Genomic DNA, 23,366 nt, shown 5'->3' with positions numbered 1-23,366 from the left:
ATGAGTAGAATTACCAACTTATATACAGACGGAGCTTGTTCTGGAAATCCTGGCCCCGGTGGCTGGGCTGCGGTTGCGTACTTTGATGATGGTAGCTGTCACGAGTTGGGCGGACGCGATAGCGCGACCACTAACAATCGGATGGAAATGCAAGCCGCCATCTCCGCACTGGAATTCTTTGTCACTAACGATCGAGCCGAACCATGCGTGGTCTATACCGATAGTGAATACCTGATTAAAGGCATCACCCAATGGGTCAAAGGTTGGAAAAAAAAGGGGTGGAAAACTGCCTCGGGTAAACCAGTCCTCAATCAAGACTTATGGGAAACACTCGACAGACTCGATCGCCAGGTGCAATCTCAAACTAAAGCACCCGTGTCTTGGCAACACGTCCGAGGTCATTCGGGCAATGTCGGTAACGAACGCTGCGATACGATCGCTAGGGGCTTTTCTAGCGGTCAGCCACCCAAATTGCGGCAACGCTCGATCGTCGAGACATCGGAGCCAGCTCCAGTCACACGGACACCTTCAGAGCCGCTCCCTATTCCCTCTCTACCGGATCTGCATACAGCCCCCATGTTAGAAGAACAGATTATTCATCCCGACAGTACCGAACACATTCCGCGTGAAGTCAGAGTCGCTCATCTGCACCATCTGATCGATACTTTGCGGATCGCGGATGAAATTGCTAAAAGTAGCTATTTGATTGCTAGTTCCGAATTAGCCGATCTGATGGATATCAATGCTAGCGCGGTCACTAGTCGCGGCGACAGATGGGCATGGCGCAATTGGATCGTCTCTAGGGTCCGCCGTGAAGGCAACCAAATCCTCTGGCAATTAGAACGCGTTGATGGGGAGTAGATGGGTGAACGGTACCACCGTAGGATGGGTGGATGGGTAATGGGTAATAGGTGAGGATTTTGGATTGGAATATTTTCGTCGCCCCGCTCCCCGCTCCCCGCTAGTTCTTCATCCTTGAATCCAGCAACGCCTTTGCGAACTTGCTAGGCTGGGAAGGCTGGCTCGGTAAATGCGGCAGTGAAGTCGATCGATTTGGCGAGTTAAATGATGGACGGAATTTGGCACTAAGACTCGCAACCAGCCAGCCAAGAGCGATCGCACCGACCACCGCTGCAATGAACATCCACGTTTTACCGACGATCGCTAGTAGCGATGGATTCTTCGCTCCTGCATTAGAATTGTTGGACTGTTCTTCTTTAGTAGCAGTTACAACTGTGGGCGGGATCGGCGTGGCGACCGGATTTTTTTTGGTACCAGTGGCAACTGTCTGGGGAATTTTGGGATTGCTATTTACTGGCGGCTGTAAGGGCTTTGGAGGTGGCGGTAACGGTGGTACGGGTGAAATTGGCAATTCTGGATATTGCAAGGCTGTGAGGATATCCTGTGCCGATGCAAAGCGATCGTTGGGACGTAGTTGAACCATTCGATCGAGAACGGATGCTAATTTGGGAGTTAAGCTGATATGCTCGCGCCAGTTCCAGGTAAAGTTTTGCGGATCGATCAAATCTGATGGCTCTTTGCCTGTCAATAACACCAATGTCGTCGCCGCAAGCGCGTATAAGTCGCTATGGGGCGAAACCACACCGCGTTGGATTTGCTCGTTAGGAGCGTAGCCGACTTTTCCCAAGCGGGTAGGGACGTAGCTATTATTATTTTCGGCGTTATTTGCACCAGACATGTATTGGGTTGCCACGGTGACGGCGACTTGCTTGACTCCGCCAAAATCGATCAGTACTGGCAATCCATCGCTTTCGCGTCGGATTAAATTATCGGGAGAAATATCACGATGGATGACGCCGAGCGAGTGAATATAACCCAGTACTGGCAAAATCTGCACCAGAAAATCGGTCATTTCGGCTTCGGTAAAAGTTTTCCCCTGTTTGCGCTTTTGGCGGAGGAGTTGCTGATAATTATTACCCGCAACATAATCTTGAACTAAAAATAACTGTCCCACCCCGCCGCGATTTTCGCGAAACATTTCGCGAAACTTGGGAATTTGGGGATGTTGGAGTCCATACATCACTCCACCTTCGCGCTCGAATAATTCCTGCGCTTTGGTAAGAAATGCCGTTCCCTGTACTTGGGGCGCAAATTCTTTGAGGACGCACAGTTCGTTAAATCGATTGATGTCTTCACACTGGTAAGTACGCCCAAAACCACCCTGTCCGATTTCTTTGGTAATCCGATAGCGATTGCCCAGAATGATGCCCGCTGTCATGGCAGTATTGACAGGGGTAGCAATCTGAATGCCGCACGATTGACAAAATCGGTTGGTGTCAGGGTTTTCGTGTCCGTTAGGGCAAAGTATGGTCATTGCTGAGAAGTAACATCTCTCACTAGGATACCCTCTGAATCGATCGATAATTAACTAGCTTTTTAACAATTATATCTAGACTGGGAGTTGGGAGTGGATGGGTGAATGGGTAATGTGGGTAACCCCTTACTCTAAAGCCTAAAGCCTAAAGCCTATTACCTAAAGCCTAAAGCCTATTACCTAAAGCCTATTACCTAAAGCCTAAAGCCTATTACCTAAAGCCTAAAGCCTAAATTACGCTGCAAGATCTGCAAATATTCGCTCCACTTGCGGTACTAATTCACCAGTTAAATATGCTTGTGTTTGTTGTTGTATTTGGTCGAGCGATCGCGCGATCGATTCATTGACGATATCTAACAAGCGGTCGCATGAAATCGCATACTTTAATTGGGTAGGTTTATCGCCATCTTTATCGCGATCGAATATTCCTGTGGGTCGCACGCAAACTTCACTATAAAGTAATTCCTGTTTGGGATTAAATCTCGCACCCATGCTGACAAAATAAAATCGATCGACAGCTTTTAATCTCAATCCCTGTGTTTGAATAAAGCTATTGACATATTCAGTACTAATAATTTTTCGAGATCTCGCGAGCGGTTGAATTCGATCGCTAATATCCTGCTGCATGGCGACGATCGTTCGATCGATGCTGTCGATCGTGGCTTTTTGTTTTGTTGTTAATTGCTCTTTAACTTCAGTTTCGATATGTGCTAGAGATGATTCGATAAAAGTCTCTGCATCTTTTTTAAAATCAAATTGTAAAACACCTGTCGAGCTAAATTCTAATTTGGATTTAAACCAATGGACTGGATGTCGAGGGGGAAATCCGCGTTCGTCTTCCATATTCTCGATATGGGCAGTCATGACGCGCTGTAAAAATGGCATCCGTTCTTGTTCTTTGTCCAACAGAAATTGTCTGAATGATTTATTCAATCGCTCCTGAATTTCTCCAATATCGATCCGCAAATTGTTATTGAGATCGGCTGCCAATCGATCGATACTAGCTAAACTTTCAGCTCGTAAATTATCGAGATTGACTGATGATACTTGTTGACGCAGGCTCTGTTCGGAAGTACCTGCATCGATCGTTTTACTACTGTCCATTCGATCTCCTTTTAACTCCTAAAATATCGATCTGTGACTAAAACCAATGCAGATGGCTGTGATGTAGTGGCTACGTCTCGACGTAGAGGTTGCACAGAATCGCTCGTCACTACAAATACTCAAATATTCATTTTAGCCTAATCTACTCTGTAAATTGGCAAATAATCGATCGACTAAATCTAAATTTTTCCTACCTGGAGAGACTTCTACCCCACTCGAAAGATCGATCCCATCGGGGTGGAGTTGGCTTAGTGCCGTATCGATATTATCGGGAGTCAACCCGCCAGCCAGCAGCCAAGGAATCGGCGGTGCAAAATCTGACAACTGCTGCCAGTCTAATGTCTGTCCCGTACCGCCGAGCGCATCGGGGTGATAGGCATCTAGCAGCAACCCATCGACAACATGGTTGTAAGTCTGGATGAGTTCGAGATCGCTATTGGTGCGAATCCGCCATACTTTGATAATTTCCGTCTCTGGTAGAGCTTGGCGTAACTCTTGGCAAAATTCGATCGACTCGGTACCGTGTAGTTGGACTGTATCTAGACTGGTAAGTGCTACAACGTGAGCGATCGTCGCTACCGAAAAATCGGCAAACACGCCAACGGTATTTGCTACTTCAGTTAGCGGCGGCACAATTGCCGCTAATTGAGTCAAATTCAGATACCGGGGAGAACTCGGCACGCAAATAAACCCCAAATCCGTCGCACCCATCTGGGCGATCTCGATTCCTTGCTCGATCGTGGTAATTCCACAAATTTTAATCCGCATTGGCTCTCCAAATATCAAGAAATGTATCAATTCTCGCTAACATTTACCAAAAATAGAGACAAATTGCTAGTTTGAAATACCGAGTTAGTCGATCGTTACTATCTTAGTTTTCAGATTAGGAGTACCAATTTTTGTTAAATAACTTAATCATTGCCGCGATTCCGCACACCGAACCTTGGCGATTTCATACTGCATTTATTATGAGTGCAGCTAACTTATTAGCCGTGGCGATCGTCGAGTGGAAATTCAGTCTCACTGCTCGATCTGCGGCGATCGATACTGGTGGCACCCCTAGTTTAACCGCTGGCAAACCCGAGCTGTTGGCAAATTTTAATTTATCCAAATTAATTGCGGCAATGAGTTTCGGACACATCCTGGGGGTTGGATTGGTACTCGGACTAACTAATGTGGGGATAATTTAATCGCGACCGACTTCATTGAAGTTTAGATACTCAATATTATTGACACCCCAATTGCTAGTTTGTTACTAAAATTTATCATTTAATGTCGATAGAGTACTTTAAAATGTCAGTTATAGATATCTAATTTTAGGAGTAAATCATGTTAAATGCTACGTTATTGCTTGCTGCCATCGGCCCCAGAAGCCAAGAATGGTCGCCTACAGTCGCGATCGTCATGAGCGTTTGTACCGTACTCGGTATTTTAGCAGCAGGTGTCGCTAAAAAAGCTGGCCCCATGGTGGGGAGCTTCTCTGCGGCGCAAATAATTGGTGGTGCTTCATTCGGACAACTGATCGGCGTCGGTGCTACTCTGGGCTTAACTCGCTTGGGGATCATTTAACTCGATTTGCTCGGTAAATATCTCTCGACTACTCTACATGTACGGTCGAGGGATATTTTTGTGGTCATTTAAATTGGTTCAGCTCCCAAAAAATTGTCTTGCTGCGTCGCAATCGGCTTGAATTTGGTTTGTGAGTGCAGCCAAATCGGGAAATTTTTGTTCCGAGCGCAAGAAGTGATGCAGATAAACTATTAGTTGCTGTCCGTAGAGATTGCCGTCCCAGTCGAGGAGATGGACTTCGACGGTAGTATTGACGCCATTTACCGTCGGACGTTTGCCGATATTCATCACGCCAGGTAATTGGGTAGCTGTGGCGGTATCTACCCGCACGCAATAAACACCCTGACGCGGGAGAAATTTTTCTGGGGGATATTTAAGATTAGCAGTTGGAAAGCCGATCGAGCGACCGATTTCTTGACCGTTGATGACCGTACCGACGATCGAGTAATATCGACCCAATAACTCTTTAGTCAGTTCCAAATCCGCAGCCAATAAAGCCGCACGAATCCGCGAGCTACTGATCCGACTATCGCCGTCCGTTTCTAACGGTGCGATGCGCGTACAGATGCCGATATCTGCTGTCAATTTTACCAAATCTGTCGCCGCACCCGCACGTTGATTGCCAAAGCGAAAATCTTCACCCACACTGACAAATTTAGCTTGTAACCTGTCGTTTAAAATCTGCTGGACAAATTCCTGTGGGGATAATTTTACCAACTCGCGGTCGAATGCTAATAAAACCAATTGTTGCACGCCCAAACTTTCTAAAATGATGGTGCGTTCTGGGTGCGGTGTGAGTAATTGCCGTTGTTGTCCCGTAAAATATTGCTGTGGATGCGGATCGAAAGTCACTACAGTTTTATAGACACCTGCATCGTCGGTCTCTAAAACAGGTTTAATCACCTCTAGATGACCCCGATGAATGCCGTCAAAGTTACCTAGAGCAATTGCCGTCGGAGTCAATATCTTATCGAGAGATGATGTAATCTGCACTTTTATTTATTACGATTTGGCGATCTATCGATCTATTTTGGTTGCTGTTGTAAAAAAAATTGAGCCGTTCCGAACTAGCGTTGCTAGTGTAGATCTAGGGTACCCACAAGGGGCACCCTTACAGATTAATTGTGTAGGAGTGCCCTCAAAAGATGCGAGCTTATTTGGATAGTCGAGATTTGTCGATCGAGAGATTTATTTTCCTAAACCTGTAATATGCTGCAAGATAATATCGATTTTGCCTTCGAGTCTAGCAATATCTCCTTTCATCGAAGAAATATCCGCTCTCATCGCATCGGATTTATCTTGAAGTTCATCTAGTTCGTCATAGACTTGTTGAAAAGCCTCATCGATACTCTTTGCGGGCATTTGAGTTGCCTCCAGTCGTTGAACGCGCCAATCGAGTTCGCGCATTCTGCGCCTAAGATCTCGTTCGGGTTGGTTTGATTCGGGTGAGTTAGTCATAGTAACCGATCTTGTTAACCTGTTTCTATTTTCTCACCACTGTTGACTCAGCGGGCAAACTCACCCTGTCTAGATCTTAATTTCTAAACATCACATCGGCAACCCGACTGACATCGACCATTGCCGCCACATCATGAACGCGGAGGATATCCGCACCTTTGGCAATTGCCGCACTACAAGCCGCTGCCGTGCCCCACAAGCGGCATTCGGGGTCGGGTTGGTCTAAAATCTTGCCGATGAAGCTTTTGCGCGATACACCGACTAATAGCGGCAGATCGAGAATCTCAAATCTGTCGAGCTGACGAATTATTTGGATGCTCTGCTGATATTTTTTGGCAAACCCAATCCCTGGATCGATAATAATCTGCGGTCGATCGATCCCAGACTTTACGGCTCGATCGATTTGCGTCTCAAAAAAGGCTAAAATCTCGCCGACGACATCATCATAATCGGTCATCTGTAACATCGTCGCAGGTGTTCCGCGCATGTGCATCATCACATACGGCACACCCAGTCGCGCGACTGTCGCAAACATATTCTCGTCAAATTGTCCGCCAGAGACATCGTTAATGATATCCGCACCAGCCGCAATTGCCGATCGAGCGACGCTGGCTTTGGTAGTATCGATCGAAATGGGAATATTCTGAATATCGGGATGTTGGCGAATCCCCTCAATTACCGGAATTACCCGCGCTAATTCTGTCGCTGCATCCACAGGCGTCGCGCCTGGTTTGGTAGACTCGCCACCGATATCGATAATATCCACACCAGAGCTTACCATTTGGACTGCTTGCGCGATCGCGGCATCTACCGTCGCAAATTTTCCCCCATCGCTAAAGCTATCGGGAGTCACATTCAACACTCCCATGACATAAGTGCGACTACCCCATTCAAAACTTTTACCGCGAATAGTTAATAAGTTGCTCACTGTTCGATCGTCTCTACAACATACTATTTAAGATAATCCTACTGCGATCGATAAAATAAAATCTCACTTAATGAACTGAGTACATAATTGGTAGTGTTAAGTTTCGAGGCTCAACCCAACCTACGAGTTCTGAATTACAGATGGTGCAAGGTTTATGACGAGAGCTTTATTATTCATTACAGGGATATGTTCGAGCATATTGTGAATTTAATCGACTGCCCTCACTTTTGAAAATTTCTTCAATTCCAGAAACTAAATTGCTACCAAGAAAATTCCAGTTCCCATCCCAAAACAAATATGTGTTCTCATCGTTATCCACCATTATTTCATAACCATCACTCATGTAAGCTATTGTATAAAATTGTTTATCGAATAAATTGTGTAACTCTACCCTGTCAGTTGAATCGATATATCCAGTGGGATCGACAATTAATTTTGCATGGTAGTTGCTCTTTTTGTCGCACAAAAATCTAATCTCACAGTATGCACATAGATCGAGGAAATCTCTGGCTGTACTTGAAATATTATAACCTTCTCGAATAAATTCTATTTCAATTCCTTGAGCGTGTTGTTGTATTTGTTGTTTGACCACACCATCAATACCATTCTGGCGCAATATTTCTTGCGCTTCATTAGAAAATTTGTAAAAAATATTATTTCTGCTCACCTTGTTTTATTAATTCATCGGACGTGCTAAATTCTTAAACTTAGTCAAACCAGGATCGAATACTAGTTTAACTACTCCTGTCGGGCCATTTCGATGTTTGGTAATAATTAGTTCTGTGATGTCTCGATCGGGTGTATCTGGATTATAATAAGCATCGCGATAGAGCATAATAATTAAATCGGCGTCTTGTTCAATACTGCCTGACTCTCTCAAATCTGACATCATTGGACGCTTGTTATTTCTAGCTTCAACACCGCGACTTAATTGCGACAAAGCGATTAATGGAACTTGTAATTCTCGTGCTAATCCTTTTAAACTTCGAGTAATTTTTGAGATTTCTTGAACGCGATTATCGCTACTACCTTCCATCAATTGTAGATAGTCGATCATGATCAATCCTAACTGTCCGCCATTCTCTGCTTGAATCTTGCGAGCTTGACTCCGCATCTCCATCACCATCATGCTGGCATTGTCATCGATATAAATCGGCAGCTCAGAAATTCTGTCTACTGCTTTATATACCGAGTCCCATTCATTCGGACTAATTCGTCCCGCACGTAGTCTATTACTATCGACACCAGCTTCACTAGCAATCAATCTTTGAACTAATTGATCCTTAGACATTTCCAAGCTAAATACTAATACTGGCTGTTGATGAAGCTTGGCCATATTGTAGGCAATATTCAAACTTATCGCTGTTTTTCCCATTGACGGCCTTCCAGCAATAATGATGAGATCCGATCGCTGAAAACCGCCAGTCATGCCGTCGAGATCGCTAAAATCGCTAGTCAATCCTGGAGGAATTAATTGGTCGTGACGATCTTGAATGTCTTGATAAGTAGTGGCAACAATTTCTTTAATCGGTGTCAACCCTTGCTTCGGTCTAGCTTGGGTTAAATTGAGAATTTGTTGTTCCGATTCATCGAGGACGATTTCTAATGGTCGATCGGCAGCAAAGCCGAGTTGAGTAACTTCTGTACCCGCTTTAATCAACTCGCGGCGGATATATTTATCCATCACTAGTACGGCTAGCGAATCGATATTCACAGCGCTTACAGTCCGTTCTAGTAATTGAATGAGCTTGGCTTGACCGCCAATTCTCTCAAGCTGTTTCTGGTCTATCAACCAGTCGGTAACCGTGAGTAAATCTGTTGGTTTACCTTGACCGTTAAGAGCTAAACATGCTTTATAAATATCCGTGTGAGTGGGGATATAAAAAGCTTCAGGAATGAGTTTTTCGGCGACTCTTCCGATCGCTTCTGGATCGAGTAAAATCCCTCCTAAAATGGCTTCCTCAACTTCAATATTCTGGGGAGGAATCAGACTTGTCGATCGAAAGTTGGGAGTATCCATAGGAGGGGATAGGGAATAGGGGATAGAGGGTAGAGGGTGGAGGGGAGGGACTGATGGATCGCCAAAATTCAGTACTATTATACTAAATTTAGGTACAAAAATAGGCTGCGGGTGCAGCCTGAGTCGATCGGTAATATAAAGCTAAAATTACTTAGAGACGACTTCAATTTCGACGGTGACGCTGACTTCGGGGTGAAGCTTGAGTTCGGCTCTATAGGTGCCGATTTTAGCCACATCAGGGAGGGTGATGTCGCGTTTGTCAACTTCTTGGGTAGTAACGGATTTAATCAAGTCAGCAACTTCAGCCGTAGTAACGGTACCAAAGATGGCATCGTTTTCACCAACTTGCTTGGCGATGGAGAATTTACCCGCTTTTTCGATTGCGGCTTTTTGAGTCAAGGCTACTTCTTTGAGTGCCAATAAGCGCAGCCGCTCGATTTCGCGACGCTTTTCGGCTTGCTTGAGGATGCCTGGAGTGACGTTGGTAGCAATCTTTTGGGGAAGAAGGTAGTTCCGAGCATAACCGGGTGCTACTTCGACTAGATCGCCATTTTTGCCCAATTTACGGACATCTTGGGTTAATACTAACTGTACGCGCTTTGCCATATTGATTTCTATCTAAGCTTTCTGAGCTATATTTGAGATGGTGCCACAAACCTACGATCTTATCACACAAGATCGAACCCTGTCAGTAGGGATGAGGTTTTAGGCTTTAGGTTTTAGGTTTTAGGCTTGAGGCTTGAGGCTTTAGGCTTTAGGCTTTAGGCTTTAGGTTTTAGGTTTTAGGCTTGAGGCTTGAGGCTTTAGGCTTTAGGCTTTAGGCTTTAGGCTTTAGGCTTGAGGCTTTAGGCAAACATAGGTAATGGGTAATTGGTAATGGGTGGCAATATCTCAATCCCCAATCCCCAATCCCCAATCCCCAATCCATAATCTCCCATCCGCAATTCCCAATCTCCAATCTCCCATCCGCAATTCCCCAAAATGTCTCGTTTTCAAAAACTCCTCAATTATCTCAATCCTTACAAATGGCAAACAGCACAAGGTATTTTCGCGCTGTTTGTTGTCAATGCTTTGAGCGTCTATATTCCGCTTTTGATTAGAGATGGGATCGATCGACTGAAAACCTCATTTACTAGCGATTATCTCACGCAACTCGCGATCTTCCTGGTAGGTTTGACCTCGATTATGTGGGTAGTGCGGATGATTTCGCGGATTCTGATCTTTGGGGTGGGAAGACAAGTTCAAGCCACAATGAAGCAGAATATCTTCGAGCATATTTTGCGCTTGGAGCCAGGTTATTTTGTGACGACGACGGTAGGAGATCTGATCAATCGATTTACCAGCGATGTCGAAAATATCATGCGGTTGGTGGGGTTTGCGGTGTTGAGTACGGCAAATATTGTATTTGCTTACGCGCTGACTTTACCTGCAATGTTATACATTGATGTCAAGTTAACATTGCTGGCATTGGCTGTGTATCCGTTGATGTTGATTACGGTACAATTATTCAGTCAGCAACTTCGAGATCAGCAAGTAGTAGTCCAAGAATCAATTTCGGATTTGAGCGAGTTAATTCAGGAGGATATGAGTGGGATTTCACTCATCAAGATTTACGCTCAAGAAGAAAACGAGCGGCGCGCATTTCGTAAAAAGAATCAAGAGTTATTTAATGCCAATCTCAAGTTAGCTGAATCGCGAAATACGATTTTCCCGATCATTCAAGGGCTAGCTTCAATTAGTTTATTGGTCTTATTATGGCAAGGTGGACTAGCGATCGCCAACCAGGAAATCAGCATCGGTGGCTTTTTATCGCTGATTATATTTGCCCAAAATCTAATTTTTCCGACGGCATTATTAGGGTTTACAATTACGGCATACCAACGAGGTGAAGTCAGTATCGATCGAGTCGAAGCAATTTTATTCAATCGACCGAAAATCGCCGATACACCCGCCTCGATTCATCTAGACGTACCAATTCGGGGTCAGATTTCCGCACGAGATTTTAGCTACACTCATCCTGGTGCCGAGACTCCCGCACTCAAACATCTGAATTTTACAATTAATGCTGGCGAAACGATCGCGATCGTCGGCCCGATCGGTTCGGGAAAATCGACACTTGCTAATGCAATTCCCCGCTTGGTAGAAATACCCGAAAAGAGTTTATTTATCGATGATTATGACGTAAATAGTTTGAGTTTAGACGATTTGAGAAAATCGATCGCATATGTACCGCAAGAAAGCTTTTTATTTAGTACCTCGATCGAGAATAATATCCGTTATGGCGAGCCTTTAGCCAGTAGAAGTAAAGTTGAAGCCGCCGCACAACAAGGGCAAATTCATTGGGAAGTGCTCAACTTTCCCCAACAGTACGATACGATCGTCGGCGAGCGCGGAATTACTCTTTCTGGCGGACAACGCCAAAGGACGGCGTTAGCGCGCGCGCTGTTGATGAATGCACCGATTTTGATTCTCGATGACGCGCTCTCTAGTGTCGATAATCAGACGGCGACAGCTATTCTCCAAAATCTCTCCCACACTGGACACAAACGGACGGTAATATTTATTACCCACCAATTATCCGCCGCAGCAACAGCCGATCGAATTATGGTTATGGATAAAGGCGAAATCGTCCAAACTGGCAGCCACCAAGAATTAATCGGACGAGAAGGCTTGTATCAGTGGTTGTGCAATCAAAATCAATTGGAGGAATTATTACATTAAGCTCAAATTCAAGCAGGAGAGTGAAAGTTAGATGGGCGCAGGTAGAGGAAATCTACTTTCAACTGTCGATCGATCGATAGTCATACTAACGCAAGTTGCTAGTTATATTCGTAAGGTGGTTATGGGTAAAGGGTAAAGGAAATTGTTCTATCCTTTACCCCTTCCCCTTTATCCCTTACCCCTTCCATACTAAAAATCTATAACTAGCAACTTAGGTTACTAGCTAATTAGTTGACGACAACTTTGGTTACCACTCGATCGCAATCTTAGAGTATTATCTATAAACACCTGTGTTCTGAATAATTCTGGTTGTAGCCTGTCACGCTGTCAAAAATTGAATCTCCAAAAGCTTCACTATTGTGACAAAAGCGGTAGACTATCTCATAACTATGAATCTTTACACACAGCTCCGAAATGGGATCTACACCTGGAAAATTCAATTGTGCGGTGGGTGTGACACAAAATCGCTTATCTACAAAAGTAACAATGATACCTTGCCGATTTCGCAAGGCGGAGGCTACGCCAACGAAGCTATTTTGTTTAAATAAGTTGAATCTGAGGTAGCATCCCGACCCAAATGGGTGGTTAAATACAAACTATCGATCCCGACAAACGGTTAACTCTAGTCAGAAGATTATGAAAGCAGTTGGTGGAAAAGACCGCAAGCGACTACTATTAATCGATGATGACCCCAATCTCATCTTATTAGTTAGGGATTATTTAGAATTTCGCGGCTATGAGGTGCAGACTGCGGACAATGGTAAAGAAGCTTTGCACTTGCTTTCCCAACATCTCCCCGACATGATCATCTGCGATATCATGATGCCGGAGATGGATGGTTACGCTCTAATTGAAAATGTCCGCCAGGATCAACGTACCAGTTGGATTCCAGTCTTATTTCTCTCTGCTAGAGGACAGAGCCAAGATCGGATTAAGGGTCTGAATTTGGGTGCGGATGTTTATATGGTCAAACCATTCGAGCCAGAAGAACTCGTCGCGCAAGTGGAGTCTTCGCTCAAGCAAACCAATAGATTGCTATTACATACCGATGGGATGGGAGACGATAGTTCTCCGATTCAAGTTCCAGCAACTGTCGAACTAACTCCCACCGAACTCAAGGTAGTTCAATTAGTCGCTAGAGGACTCGCTAATAGAGAAATCGCCCAACAGATGAATGTCAGCCAACGCACGATCGAAAGTCACGTCTCGAACATGCTCGGTAAAACCGGACTCAGTAACAGGACTGAATTGGCTCGCTGGGCGATCGAGACGAGAATGGCTTAGGTGAGAGGGTAGGCAGAAAAGTAGGGTGGGCAGTGCCCACCATCCAGGTTGTCCGATCGACTAGCAACTGAGTAGTGTTGTAATTATTTATAAAATAGATTGTGTCTGAAACCTATTCCCCGATAAAATCGCGCCACAACAGTGGCTAATCGCTCCGTGGCGGTAAGGATTTCAGTCCGATCGAATCATACTAAAATAGCGGTAAGCTCTTCACTCACTTACCAACATGTACCAGTACGAGCTACCTAAATACCTTCCCACCGCCGACGAACTGCCATGCTCGGACGATACCCCAGTGGACAACGAACTCCAAGAACTCATCCCTAGCTTACTCAAATCGATTTTGCGGATGCTATGGGAAGAGCGGATGGATTGGTTCTTTGGCATCGATATGGCAATCTACACCGATCCAGAGCAGCCACCAATCGTCCCCGATGGCTTCTTGAGCTTAAATGTCGAGCGAGTTTTTGACGAAAACCTACGACTGAGCTATACGCTCTGGGAAGAAGAAGTACCGCCAGTATTGGTATTAGAAGTGGTTTCTACCAAACCAGGTGGAGAATACACCACTAAACTACAGGAATACGCCCGCATAGGCGTTCTTTACTACGTTATTTACCACCCCAAACGCCGCCGCAAGGCACGGCTAGAGATTTACCAACTCCACAAAGGTATCTACGAATTGCAAACTCTCAACCCCGTCTGGATGCCAGAGATTGGATTAGGCATCGGTTGCTAACGTGCTAGCTTCGACGGATTGACTAGAGAATGGTTGTATTGGTACGACGAAAACAATCGGCGTTATCCCACCCCTTACGAACGCGCTCAACTCGAAAGTCAGCGAGCCGATCGATTAGCCGCTCAGTTACGCGCTTTGGGGATCGAGCCGGAAGTACCCTAAGCCTAACGAGTGCGATCGCGGGGGCGACGTTATCGACTGTGATACTGGTGGTTTGGCTGGTAACTGCGCCATCTTTATCGGTGACGCTCAGGACGACGTTATAGGTGCCGTTATCGGCAAAGGTATGATTGATGTTTTGTCCGCTGAGGGCATCGGTACCGTCGCTGAAGTTCCAGCTATAGGTGAGGGTATCGAGGATACCAGGATCGGTGGCGGTGGCACTAAATTGAGCCGAGGAGCGTTCTGCGAGGTTATTTGGTGCGGTAACGCTGGCGATGGTGGGGGCGACGTTGTTAACGGTGACGTTGACGGTTTGGGTGGCAATGCCGCCGTGGTTGTCGAGGACTTCGAGTTTGACTGGATAGTTGCCGTTGTCGATGAAGGTGTAGTCGATTCAGCAAAGCTGACGCTACGCGAACGATCGTCCTTGAATTGCTGTGGTTGCGCCGTTAATATACCAACGGTAGGTGAGGCTTGCACTGAGCGAAGTCGAAGTGGGATCGTTACCAATGTCGGTGGCGGTGGCGGTGAGGGTGGTTATCGTTCCTTCTTTAATATTGGTGGGGATGTCGATTCTTTGAATCGTGGGTGGGAGGTTATTAATTGTCAGGTTGACGGTGGCGAGGTTGGAGATCTGTCCGTCGCTACCAAAGCCGAGGTAGGTGAAGCTGTCGTTGCCGACGTAGGTGGAAACGGGTTGGTAGGTGAGTTTGCCGTCGGGGGTTTGGGTGAGAGTACCGTGGGTGGGTTGGTTGATAACTTGGATCTGGGTGACGTTGGTGTCGTTGGTGGTGAGGCTCGTACTGAGCGTAGTCGAAGTATGGGTGGGATCTAGGGTGAGGGCACCTGCGGTGAGGTGGGCAGGGTTGACCGTACCGACACCCGACACCCAACCCCCGACACCCGAATTAATCGCATCAATCATCGCTAGGTTTAACGCTGATGGGAGTTTGCGAACGCCAGGTTTGAGGCTGGTGTTCATGAGGTCGTAGGGATGGAAGGTGGTGTCGAGGTGGGAGCCGTCAGGGGTGAGGGTGGCGGTGAAGGTGTCGGTAATGAATTGACGACCTTTGATGTATTTGTCGAATTCGCTGTAGCCGTTGATGATGCCGAGGGTGTGTCCCATCTCGTGGAGGATGGTGGTGAGGAGGTCGTATTTACCGGAAGCTGCGCTGTTGGGGGCGGCTTGGAAGTACATGTCTGTTCCGGTGAATTCGATATTATCCTGTGGTGTACTATCGATGAACCAGCCGACTCCGTTGGCATCGTCGTCGATGGTGATGGTGGCAGTGTTGGGGCGACCGAGGTTGTCGTAGCCTGTGATGGTGGCTTCGGCTAGTTGTCCGGTGGGGAGGTTAGTGATGTCGAAGGCGAGGTTGATGGAGGTTTTGGTATGCCAGATCGATTGGGCGGTAGAATAGATGCTAGTTAGTAAAGAGGTATTACCATGGCTAGGATGACTGCTGAAGAATTGTTGACTAGTTACGAGGCTGGAAGAAGATCTTTCATTGAGATTTGGTTTCAAGAAGGGATCGATTTGAGTGGTGTTGATCTGAGTAGTGTCGATCCACGGAGATGTAGCTTTCAAGACTGCCAATTTGTTAAAGCTAACTTCAGTGGAGCTAATTTGGTTGGTGTCAACTTGGGTGGTTGTGGATTTGTCGAAGTTACCTTTGAGGGTGCTGATTTGACTAGAGCTTCTCTCGAAGCCAGTGTTCTTACCAACTGTAATTTCCGAAGAGCTAACTTGGAAGGAGCTACCTTCTGTAGGAGAACTGTCTATGACTCTGACTTTGAAGGGGCTAACCTTCGTGGAGTCAACATGAATAGAGCTACTTTCAATGGTGTCAATATGAAAAGTGCCTGTTTGGAAGGTATTATCGCTGATGATGAAACTGTTTTGGGTCCTGCTGACTTGACTGGTGCTATTGGTTTTGATATTAAGAGTATTCCCTGTGGACAAATTACTCTCCCCAATGGAGAATTGCTCAGAAACGTAGGGTGGGCACTGCCCACAGCACATGTAGAGCCGTAGCCAAAAGAATTTAAACTGCTTTTATCGATCGCATTCTCTTCACTAATCGTTCGCAAAGCGTGCCGTAGGCAATCGATATTAAATACCCAAATATTTGGCTTGCTAAATTGAGATTGAAGTTGGTGGGCACTGCCCACCCTACGCAATATTCAATAATCTAAATTGACTGCTTTATCGATCGCCTACGTTATGCGATCGAGTAATCCCTTCACCGATCGATTGATATTAAACACCCAAATATTTATCTTCTTAAATTGAAAATATTGTTGGTGTGCAGAGCTAGTAGGGTGGGCACTGCCCACAGCACATGTATAGCCGAAGCAATAAGCATCTAAACTGTTCGATCGAGCAATCTCTACAATAATCGATCGATATTAAATAAATCCAAATATTTATATTACTAATTTGATAATGGTACTATTTAATTCGATTACCTCCGGTACGCTATGCGATCGAATAATCTCTACACTAATCGATCGAGCTTAAACCAAAAAATACTGCATTGTTTCACTCTCGTTAGCGTTGGCGATAGCCTGCCGTTAGGCACAGCCTGTCTGAAAGATAATCGCTCCAAATACTTATCTTGCTAAATCGACAATGGTGATGGTGGGCAGTGCCCACCCTACATGATTTTAATCTTATTCACCCATTTCTAAATTCATTAAACTTGCGACTTGTGGTGTGAAATTATTATCCCCGCATTGACAACCCCACTTTACATCGTACTCGCCCCGCTTCACCCCGCGATGAAAACTTGAATACTCCCAATCATGAACGCATTTCACCAACCCATGCTTCACCGGATTGAAATGTAAATAATCCAAATGTTTGCGAAGATCCACCTCATCGCGAATCGTATGCTCGTAAAACCTTCTTTGCCAAACATCCGATTCCCGATGCTTCTTGCGCGACTCACAGACATCCTCCGGTAAATTATTTGCCCCACGCAAAGCACGAGTAAATAACACCTTCATCCGTCCGACACGATAAGAATAATCGGGATCGTCAGGTGGTAGCGTCCACAAAAAATGAATGTGTTCGGGTAAAATAACGGCAGCATCCATCGCGAAAGGTTTCTCTGCCATGACGATCGCGCAAGCCTGTCTCAAGCTGTCGATATTGGTGGGGTTGAGAAATAACTTACGTCGTTGGTAAGTAATGAGAGTGAGAAATACAGTGCTGCCAGGGATATTAGCACGGCGGTATGCTGGCATAGGATTTATTACCATCGATCGGCTAGTTCGATTACCTACGGTACGCTACGCGAACGAGCCATTGTCTACAGACTACTTGAAGCCTGACAATAGCGATCGAGATCGAGGCTGTGAGGTTTGGATTACTTCACTACGATCGGCACAAGTTGCTCTACCCAACCTACGATTATTCCCTACTTCCCCCGATAAACTTGCGTCACAACGGTGGCTAAACGCTCCATCGCGGTATCGATATCCGTATCGCTAGCTGTGAGACTGATCCGAATACATTGGTGCTTGTGCGCCCAATCTTCGCGCAATCCGGGGAAGAACGAATTACCCGGTACGACGATGATCCCGACTTGTTTGAGAGCTTGATATAACTCCCAATCAGTTATCGGCAGATCTTGGAACCACATCCAGGCAAAAATTGCCCCTTCACCGCGATGGAGAAACCAGGGCAGATCCTGGGGCATGAACTTGGCTAATCCGGATTCTAAAACGGTAAATTTGTGTTGGTAATAAGGGCGAATGACTGTTGTTGCTAAATCTGCCAATCGACCGCTAGCAATCGCTTTAGCCGCGATCGCTTGTCCATAGCGAGACGAGTGGATGCACATGTTGGTTTGGAAGGATTCCAAAATGCCGATGAATTTTTCACTACCCAAGGCAATGCCGATGCGTTCGCCAGGTAATCCGGCTTTAGAAAGACTCATGCAGTGCAAGATATTGTCCCCAAAGATCGGGGTCATTTCGGTGAAATTTAGACTGGGAAATGGTGGTGCATAAGCCGAATCGATCAGTACTGGTGCATCGTAATTAGCAGCAAGTGCGGCAATTTTTTGAACTTCTTCATCTGTCAAAACATTACCCGTGGGATTACAAGGACGAGAAAAAAGGACGCAACCAGTATCTTCGCCAATTTGGAGCTGACTGAAATCGGGACGATATTTAAAACTATGATTGGCGGCGTCTGTATCTAAAGTTGGCTTGTAGGCCAAGACTGACTCTGGGGCAATCGCCATCCCACCGTAACCCGTATAATCGGGACTCAGCGGTAAAACTACTTGCTTCATCTGCCCCGCCGCTGTAGTGCCGCCAAAAGCATTCATTGCATAGAAATATAAACTTTGACTGCCAGGAGTAATTAAGACGTTTCTAGCGGTCAAATTGAGGCCGTAGCGATGATTAAAATCATTAACGATCGCATCGATTAATGGTTGATAGCCCTGACTCGAACCATACCGACAGACAACCTCGCCATAATCTTTGCTATCTAACAACTCATGGGTATAATCTCGCCACATTTGCTCGATCTCAGGTAAAATCACCGGATTACCCGCACTGAGATTGATAAATTCTTCACCTTTTCTGGCGGCGAGAGTTTCCTGAATGTCTTTCATAATGGCGCGAACGCCAGTCAAATTAGACATTTGATTACCGACTTGAGATAGTGCGAGGTTCATAGTAATAATGTGGCGATCGAGCGAGCAAATGTTAACGCTATTATAAACAACCCTCTGGAGATTTTGGATTTTGCGGATGCAATCGCGCGGAGGTTTCCGCCACATGTGTTGCACCAAGCAGGATTTTGGATTTTGGATTGGAACTGCGTTCTCCCCATCTCCCCATCTCCCCCGCTTACACTGAGCGTAGTCGAAGTGCTCCCCGCTCCCCCCTCAAACATTTTCCCTCGACATCCAAGACCTTGTTGTAAGATAGACGAGCAGCAAATGCCGATATTATCGATCGATTGGGAGTAAAAATCAGTGACTAGAGTTGGGATTGGGATTCGCACGGCAACCAAGCGGAAAGAACGTGCGGTAGGACAAATTCACGTCTACGATGGGGCGGGGAAGGGGAAATCTCAAGCAGCACTAGGGGTAGTATTGAGATCGATCGGGTTGGGGATTGAAGCAGGTGCGGATACGCGGATTTTATTACTTCAGTTCTTGAAAGGCTCCGAACGCGATTATGATGAAGATGCGGCGATCGCGGCATTGAGAAAGAGTTTCCCGCATTTGATCGATCGAGTCAGAACTGGGCGATCTGAATATTTTGGTAAAGAGGAAGTGACCGATTTCGATCGAGCCGAAGCCCATCGTGCGTGGACGGTGGCTAAAGGTGCGATCTATTCAGATCTATATTCTGTCATCGTTCTGGACGAACTCAGCCCCACTCTCGACTTAGGTTTACTCCCGATTGCCGAAGTCGTCGAAATTTTGCAATCGAAACCCGCTCACCTCGAAGTTATCGTCACTGGGCGCGATGCACCCGCACAGCTAATCGAGATTGCCGATCTCCATTCTGAGATGAAGGCTCACTATCATCCCGAAGCCGCAGCGCAGGGGATTGAAGGGATTGAAATTTATACAGGGGATGGTAAAGGTAAGTCTACCAGTGCGCTGGGTAAAGCTCTGCAAGCGATCGGCAAAGGTATCAGTCAAGACGAATCCCATCGCGTGCTAATCGTCCAGTGGCTCAAGGGCGGTAGTGGCTACACTGAAGATGCCGCGATCGATGCTTTAAAGAAAAGTTATCCGCAACTAGTCGATCGCCATCGCTGTGGTGGCGATACGATCGTCTGGCGGGGCAAACAACAAGATATCGACTATATCGAGGCACAAAGGGGCTGGGAAATCGCTAGTAGTGCGATTGCATCTGGACTCTATAAGACCATCATTCTCGACGAATTAAACCCCACTGTAGACCTCGATCTCCTCGATCAAGAACCGATCGTTCGCAGCCTCGTGAATAAGCCGCAAGATACTCAGATAATTATTACCGGACGCTGCTTTAATACACCCGCCTACTTTAATATTGCCAGCGTCCACTCCGAAATGATCTGTCACAAACATTATGCCGATCGAGGTGTAGATTTGCGTAGAGGTGTAGATTTTTAATCGCCCGTCATTTGGGAGGATTAGGCTTTAGACTTTAGGGAATATTCATGGGCGTAGAGGTGCCGCTAACGCATAATACCTAATCTTTAAAGCCTTCGATCGCCAACAAACAATCACTAGCAACTTGCGTTACTAATGGGCACCGTTATGGAACCAATTCGGATTATTTATTTTTCTGATGCTCTGTGCGTTTGGGCTTATATCGCACAGGTGCGTTTGGATGAGTTGCAAGCAACTTTTCAAGACAAGATCGACATCGAGCACCACTTTGTCCCCGTCTTTGGTAACGCTCGTGAAAAGTTGGAGCAGCGATGGCAAGATCGCGGTGGATTGGCAGGATATAGCGCGCACGTTCTGGCTGCTGCGCGCAATTTCGACCATATTACCGTTCATCCCGATGTGTGGACGCAGGTGACGCCAGCTTCTTCGACATCTTGTCATTTGTTTCTCCATGCGATTCAACTACTAGAAATCGATGGTTTGGTAGATAAATCGGCACGGGTATTTGAAAAAGCAACTTGGGAATTTCGATCGGCATTTTTTACTGAGCTAGCGGATATTTCCGATCGCCAGGTGCAATTTGCAATTGCTAAAAAATTAGGATTACCGATCGATCTAATTCAAGATCGAATTGATAGTGGTGCGGCATACGCTCGGTTATCTAAAGATTTTGACCTAGCAAAAGAGCATACAGTTACAGTCAGCCCCACGCTGATTTTTAATGAAGGACGACAGCGACTCAATGGCAATGTCGGCTATCGAGTTATCGAAGCCAATATTCGTGAGTTGTTGCACAACCCACCCGGAGAGCAATCTTGGTGCTAGAAACATCGCCTCTTCTAGAAAATTAGCCCTGAATTAATTCACGCCGAATTATCTTCCCTAATATCATTGATGGGCTAAGATTTCGATCGCTTGCGGTAGAATTAGATGCTCCTGAATTTGCACCCGTGCGTGCAGCGTTTCAGCCGTGTCGTCGGCTAAAACTGGCACGGCAGCTTGAACGAGAATCGGCCCAGCATCGACTTCGAGACTGACTAAATGTACCGTGCAGCCAGTAATTTTGACTTTTGCAGCGAGGGCTTGCTCGATCGCGTGAATGCCTGGGAAACTGGGTAGTAAACTGGGGTGAATATTGATAATTCGCGAGGGAAAATCATCGATTAATATTTGGGTAATCACTCGCATCCAGCCAGCCATCACCACGAATTCTACCTGATGAGCCTGAAAAGTATCGACGATCGCTCGATCGAGTTCTTCGCGGGTGGGATAATTGCGATGATCGAGAAATACGGTGGGGATACCGTGCTGGTGCGCGCGATCGATCGCTTTAATTCCTGGCTTATTATGAATCAAGACGGCGATCTTAGCATTTAAATTACCACTAGCGATCGATCGGGCGACTGCTTCAAAGTTAGTACCGCTTCCCGATGCCATAATACCAAGGATAAGTGGAGATCGATCGTGCGCGATCGTCGTGGGTGTGGGTGAGATGAGGCTGGGTGTATCGGTCATGAATGGTTGCGGGTGAGGATCGAGCAAAGTGCCCCAGATTGTTATAGCATTTCTCAATCGTCGTGCGATCGAAATTAAGATTTTTCGCACCCAGCTTCAGAACTGCTGACGATTGAAATCGCAGCTAGCCCTCGAAGTCCGCCTGTCTGTCTTGTCTTGTCTTGTCTCGCTCCCCGCTCCCCGCTCCCCGCTCCCCGCAAAATAGTAACCTTATTTGCGCCGTAGACTACTAGCTATTTTTAAGATTAACAAAAGAAGTATTGGTCGCTCTAAACAATGCGCGGGCAATTCGGCAACTCCTCCGAAATAATCGCGATCGAACGTGAAGCATTAATTAGGAGCAGTTTTTTCAATCTGGTTAAGTTGTGCGTGCGATTTTTGAGTTTTGGATTGGCGATCTTGGCTGCGATTGTAGCGATGAAAATTGGACTAAACCCGACTATTGTCCGGGCTGAATCGTTAGTTCCACCATCGAATTGTGTCGATACCGGACAACTTGCGCTCAATCGTTGCGCGATCGCGCGCTCGACAAATGTGGATAAGTTAAAATCAAGCATCTATCGAAAGCTATCGCGTCAAATTTCTCCTCGCGATCGCGCACGACTAGCAATTACAGAAAAAACTTGGCTTCAGTTTCGGTCGGCGCATTGTCAAGAAGTAATCGAGCCATTTGGTAATGGTTCGATGGTACCGTTACTCTATCATAATTGTCTGAGTAATGTAACGCTCGATCGTATTGCCGATCTTCAACATTTGACAGCAATAGATATCTCTTCAAAGTTAGTAGAGGTTGAATCAAACAATAGCTCCGATCGAGTCTATTGGCATCGCTATCGCTTGCAGCAATGTCGATTTGAAGCAGTACGCTTTACCAAAGATACTCGAAGATTTACACAGTGCGATCGACGTCTTTCCGCAACGCGGCTGCGTCAGCTTCAGGAAATGATGAGCGTTCGTTAATCGATAGTCGATCGTTACAAATATCCGTAGAATCGCGGATTTAAAATCAAAAAATGAAGATTAAAATATATTCATACTTGACTTAATAACGATTTTGAAAATCGCGAAAATTACGTATGAAAAAAGCATTCTTGCTCGCGTCGCTAATCGCAATGCCGATCCTGCTACTTCCAAGTTCTTCCTTTGCTAGTGTTTATATCAAATATTATAATAAAGAATCGCAAAAATACGTCTTCAAAGTCCAAATGGATGGAATGACTAAAGAAGTAACATTTAACGGTAGCACAACATCGGCTTCCACTATTCAAGGTAGTGGCAGAAAAGCTGTTATCGAGACTTCATGTGGGAAAGTTGATATTACCGATGATTCCAAAATTGAAATTAAAAATGGCTGCATCAAAGTCTTGTAAGTCCGAACTAGCAAGAGCGATTGAGTTACG

Annotated in this window: 23 protein-coding genes and 2 pseudogenes; 11 read left to right on the top strand and 14 right to left on the bottom strand. The window is 45.8% G+C overall.

From position 1 onward, the window contains the following. Positions 1–861, top strand: coding sequence for a ribonuclease HI (gene rnhA, locus CHA6605_RS28240; RefSeq protein ID WP_015162766.1), 861 nt, complete (start codon positions 1–3; stop codon positions 859–861). A 100-nt stretch (positions 862–961) separates the two neighbouring features. Here rnhA and CHA6605_RS28235 read toward each other — a convergent pair whose 3' ends face one another. From CHA6605_RS28235 to CHA6605_RS28225, 3 genes are all read right to left on the bottom strand, one after another. Next, positions 962–2,335 (bottom strand): serine/threonine-protein kinase, encoded by a 1,374-nt coding sequence (locus CHA6605_RS28235; RefSeq protein WP_015162765.1) that lies wholly within the window; start codon positions 2,333–2,335, stop codon positions 962–964. A gap of 234 nt (positions 2,336–2,569) precedes the next feature. Then, positions 2,570–3,439, bottom strand: coding sequence for a hypothetical protein (locus CHA6605_RS28230; protein WP_015162764.1), 870 nt, complete (start codon positions 3,437–3,439; stop codon positions 2,570–2,572). Between the two features lie 132 nt (positions 3,440–3,571). Further along, positions 3,572–4,207: a phosphoribosylanthranilate isomerase gene (locus CHA6605_RS28225; protein ID WP_015162763.1), complete on the bottom strand. Its 636-nt coding sequence runs from the start codon at positions 4,205–4,207 to the stop codon at positions 3,572–3,574. A gap of 131 nt (positions 4,208–4,338) precedes the next feature. On the opposite strand from CHA6605_RS28225, the gene CHA6605_RS28220 reads away from it, so the two are divergent. Continuing rightward, on the top strand, positions 4,339–4,629 hold the full coding sequence (locus CHA6605_RS28220; protein ID WP_015162762.1) for a photosystem I psaG / psaK: 291 nt from the start codon (positions 4,339–4,341) through the stop codon (positions 4,627–4,629). Between the two features lie 139 nt (positions 4,630–4,768). Next, positions 4,769–5,008, top strand: coding sequence for a hypothetical protein (locus CHA6605_RS28215; RefSeq protein ID WP_015162761.1), 240 nt, complete (start codon positions 4,769–4,771; stop codon positions 5,006–5,008). Positions 5,009–5,086: 78 nt separating this feature from the next. Here CHA6605_RS28215 and CHA6605_RS28210 read toward each other — a convergent pair whose 3' ends face one another. From CHA6605_RS28210 to rplI, 6 genes are all read right to left on the bottom strand, one after another. After that, a complete protein-coding gene (locus CHA6605_RS28210) occupies positions 5,087–6,001 on the bottom strand; it encodes a bifunctional riboflavin kinase/FAD synthetase (RefSeq protein WP_015162760.1) in 915 nt (304 codons plus the stop codon). 195 nt (positions 6,002–6,196) lie between these two features. After that, entirely contained in the window at positions 6,197–6,466 is a 270-nt protein-coding gene (locus CHA6605_RS28205) for a hypothetical protein (protein ID WP_015162759.1), read from the bottom strand. A 76-nt stretch (positions 6,467–6,542) separates the two neighbouring features. Beyond that, positions 6,543–7,394, bottom strand: coding sequence for a dihydropteroate synthase (gene folP, locus CHA6605_RS28200; protein WP_015162758.1), 852 nt, complete (start codon positions 7,392–7,394; stop codon positions 6,543–6,545). Between the two features lie 169 nt (positions 7,395–7,563). Further along, a complete protein-coding gene (locus CHA6605_RS28195) occupies positions 7,564–8,061 on the bottom strand; it encodes a hypothetical protein (protein WP_015162757.1) in 498 nt (165 codons plus the stop codon). A gap of 9 nt (positions 8,062–8,070) precedes the next feature. Next, positions 8,071–9,414 carry a replicative DNA helicase gene (dnaB, locus tag CHA6605_RS28190; RefSeq protein ID WP_015162756.1) on the bottom strand — a complete coding sequence of 448 codons (1,344 nt, stop codon included), beginning with the start codon at positions 9,412–9,414 and terminating at the stop codon, positions 8,071–8,073. Positions 9,415–9,561: 147 nt separating this feature from the next. Further along, positions 9,562–10,020, bottom strand: a complete 459-nt coding sequence (gene rplI, locus CHA6605_RS28185; RefSeq protein ID WP_015162755.1) for a 50S ribosomal protein L9 — start codon at positions 10,018–10,020, stop codon at positions 9,562–9,564. A 375-nt stretch (positions 10,021–10,395) separates the two neighbouring features. Here rplI and CHA6605_RS28180 point away from each other — a divergent pair, with 375 nt between their 5' ends. From CHA6605_RS28180 to CHA6605_RS28170, 3 genes and pseudogenes are all read left to right on the top strand, one after another. Next, positions 10,396–12,135, top strand: a complete 1,740-nt coding sequence (locus CHA6605_RS28180) for an ABC transporter ATP-binding protein (protein WP_015162754.1) — start codon at positions 10,396–10,398, stop codon at positions 12,133–12,135. A 636-nt stretch (positions 12,136–12,771) separates the two neighbouring features. Continuing rightward, complete coding sequence (locus CHA6605_RS28175; RefSeq protein WP_015162752.1) at positions 12,772–13,419, top strand: response regulator transcription factor; 648 nt, start codon at positions 12,772–12,774, stop codon at positions 13,417–13,419. Between the two features lie 226 nt (positions 13,420–13,645). Then, positions 13,646–14,320 (top strand): annotated as a pseudogene (locus CHA6605_RS28170) (Uma2 family endonuclease). A gap of 46 nt (positions 14,321–14,366) precedes the next feature. Here the strand turns inward: CHA6605_RS28170 and CHA6605_RS37430 are convergent. Both CHA6605_RS37430 and CHA6605_RS34720 read right to left on the bottom strand, forming a co-directional pair. Next, positions 14,367–14,645 (bottom strand): annotated as a pseudogene (locus CHA6605_RS37430) (PKD domain-containing protein); the annotation flags it as partial. 84 nt (positions 14,646–14,729) lie between these two features. Then, positions 14,730–15,845 carry an Ig-like domain-containing protein gene (locus CHA6605_RS34720; protein WP_232432149.1) on the bottom strand — a complete coding sequence of 372 codons (1,116 nt, stop codon included), beginning with the start codon at positions 15,843–15,845 and terminating at the stop codon, positions 14,730–14,732. Between the two features lie 12 nt (positions 15,846–15,857). Between CHA6605_RS34720 and CHA6605_RS32120 the strand changes: the two genes are divergently transcribed. Then, the gene (locus CHA6605_RS32120) at positions 15,858–16,355 is read left to right on the top strand and encodes a pentapeptide repeat-containing protein (RefSeq protein WP_232432148.1); all 498 of its coding nucleotides are present in this window, start codon (positions 15,858–15,860) and stop codon (positions 16,353–16,355) included. Between the two features lie 638 nt (positions 16,356–16,993). On the opposite strand, the gene CHA6605_RS28150 is transcribed toward CHA6605_RS32120, so the two are convergent. Together CHA6605_RS28150 and CHA6605_RS28145 are read right to left on the bottom strand one after the other, a co-directional pair. After that, on the bottom strand, positions 16,994–17,569 hold the full coding sequence (locus CHA6605_RS28150) for an REP-associated tyrosine transposase (RefSeq protein ID WP_015162749.1): 576 nt from the start codon (positions 17,567–17,569) through the stop codon (positions 16,994–16,996). 173 nt (positions 17,570–17,742) lie between these two features. Continuing rightward, positions 17,743–19,014, bottom strand: coding sequence for a valine--pyruvate transaminase (locus CHA6605_RS28145; protein ID WP_041548513.1), 1,272 nt, complete (start codon positions 19,012–19,014; stop codon positions 17,743–17,745). Positions 19,015–19,317: 303 nt separating this feature from the next. On the opposite strand from CHA6605_RS28145, the gene CHA6605_RS28135 reads away from it, so the two are divergent. Together CHA6605_RS28135 and CHA6605_RS28130 are read left to right on the top strand one after the other, a co-directional pair. Continuing rightward, on the top strand, positions 19,318–20,451 hold the full coding sequence (locus CHA6605_RS28135; RefSeq protein WP_015162747.1) for a cob(I)yrinic acid a,c-diamide adenosyltransferase: 1,134 nt from the start codon (positions 19,318–19,320) through the stop codon (positions 20,449–20,451). Between the two features lie 147 nt (positions 20,452–20,598). Then, the gene (locus CHA6605_RS28130) at positions 20,599–21,276 is read left to right on the top strand and encodes a DsbA family oxidoreductase (protein WP_041550142.1); all 678 of its coding nucleotides are present in this window, start codon (positions 20,599–20,601) and stop codon (positions 21,274–21,276) included. 63 nt (positions 21,277–21,339) lie between these two features. Here the strand turns inward: CHA6605_RS28130 and purN are convergent, their stop codons facing one another. Then, complete coding sequence (purN, locus tag CHA6605_RS28125; protein ID WP_015162745.1) at positions 21,340–21,966, bottom strand: phosphoribosylglycinamide formyltransferase; 627 nt, start codon at positions 21,964–21,966, stop codon at positions 21,340–21,342. Between the two features lie 276 nt (positions 21,967–22,242). Between purN and CHA6605_RS28120 the strand changes: the two genes are divergently transcribed. Further along, positions 22,243–22,926: a lysozyme inhibitor LprI family protein gene (locus CHA6605_RS28120; RefSeq protein WP_015162744.1), complete on the top strand. Its 684-nt coding sequence runs from the start codon at positions 22,243–22,245 to the stop codon at positions 22,924–22,926. 116 nt (positions 22,927–23,042) lie between these two features. Continuing rightward, positions 23,043–23,336 carry a hypothetical protein gene (locus tag CHA6605_RS28115; protein WP_015162743.1) on the top strand — a complete coding sequence of 98 codons (294 nt, stop codon included), beginning with the start codon at positions 23,043–23,045 and terminating at the stop codon, positions 23,334–23,336. Positions 23,337–23,366: the final 30 nt, after the last annotated feature.

The sequence above is a fragment of the Chamaesiphon minutus PCC 6605 genome, from assembly GCF_000317145.1.
Taxonomy (GTDB): domain Bacteria; phylum Cyanobacteriota; class Cyanobacteriia; order Cyanobacteriales; family Chamaesiphonaceae; genus Chamaesiphon; species Chamaesiphon minutus.
The sequence above is the reverse complement of the archived record's forward strand: the minus strand, read 5'-3'. Positions and strand labels throughout refer to the sequence as shown.

Bases quoted from the DNA above. Each gene is read 5' to 3' on its own strand.
- rnhA (WP_015162766.1), top strand. From the start codon at position 1: ATGAGTAGAATTACCAACTTATATACAGACGGAGCTTGTTCTGGAAAT.
- CHA6605_RS28235 (WP_015162765.1), bottom strand. From the start codon at position 2,335: ATGACCATACTTTGCCCTAACGGACACGAAAACCCTGACACCAACCGA.
- CHA6605_RS28230 (WP_015162764.1), bottom strand. From the start codon at position 3,439: ATGGACAGTAGTAAAACGATCGATGCAGGTACTTCCGAACAGAGCCTG.
- CHA6605_RS28225 (WP_015162763.1), bottom strand. From the start codon at position 4,207: ATGCGGATTAAAATTTGTGGAATTACCACGATCGAGCAAGGAATCGAG.
- CHA6605_RS28215 (WP_015162761.1), top strand. From the start codon at position 4,769: ATGTTAAATGCTACGTTATTGCTTGCTGCCATCGGCCCCAGAAGCCAA.
- CHA6605_RS28205 (WP_015162759.1), bottom strand. From the start codon at position 6,466: ATGACTAACTCACCCGAATCAAACCAACCCGAACGAGATCTTAGGCGC.
- dnaB (WP_015162756.1), bottom strand. From the start codon at position 9,414: ATGGATACTCCCAACTTTCGATCGACAAGTCTGATTCCTCCCCAGAAT.
- rplI (WP_015162755.1), bottom strand. From the start codon at position 10,020: ATGGCAAAGCGCGTACAGTTAGTATTAACCCAAGATGTCCGTAAATTG.
- CHA6605_RS28180 (WP_015162754.1), top strand. From the start codon at position 10,396: ATGTCTCGTTTTCAAAAACTCCTCAATTATCTCAATCCTTACAAATGG.
- CHA6605_RS28175 (WP_015162752.1), top strand. From the start codon at position 12,772: ATGAAAGCAGTTGGTGGAAAAGACCGCAAGCGACTACTATTAATCGAT.
- CHA6605_RS28150 (WP_015162749.1), bottom strand. From the start codon at position 17,569: ATGCCAGCATACCGCCGTGCTAATATCCCTGGCAGCACTGTATTTCTC.
- CHA6605_RS28145 (WP_041548513.1), bottom strand. From the start codon at position 19,014: ATGAACCTCGCACTATCTCAAGTCGGTAATCAAATGTCTAATTTGACT.
- CHA6605_RS28130 (WP_041550142.1), top strand. From the start codon at position 20,599: ATGGAACCAATTCGGATTATTTATTTTTCTGATGCTCTGTGCGTTTGG.
- purN (WP_015162745.1), bottom strand. From the start codon at position 21,966: ATGACCGATACACCCAGCCTCATCTCACCCACACCCACGACGATCGCG.
- CHA6605_RS28120 (WP_015162744.1), top strand. From the start codon at position 22,243: ATGCGCGGGCAATTCGGCAACTCCTCCGAAATAATCGCGATCGAACGT.
- CHA6605_RS28115 (WP_015162743.1), top strand. From the start codon at position 23,043: ATGAAAAAAGCATTCTTGCTCGCGTCGCTAATCGCAATGCCGATCCTG.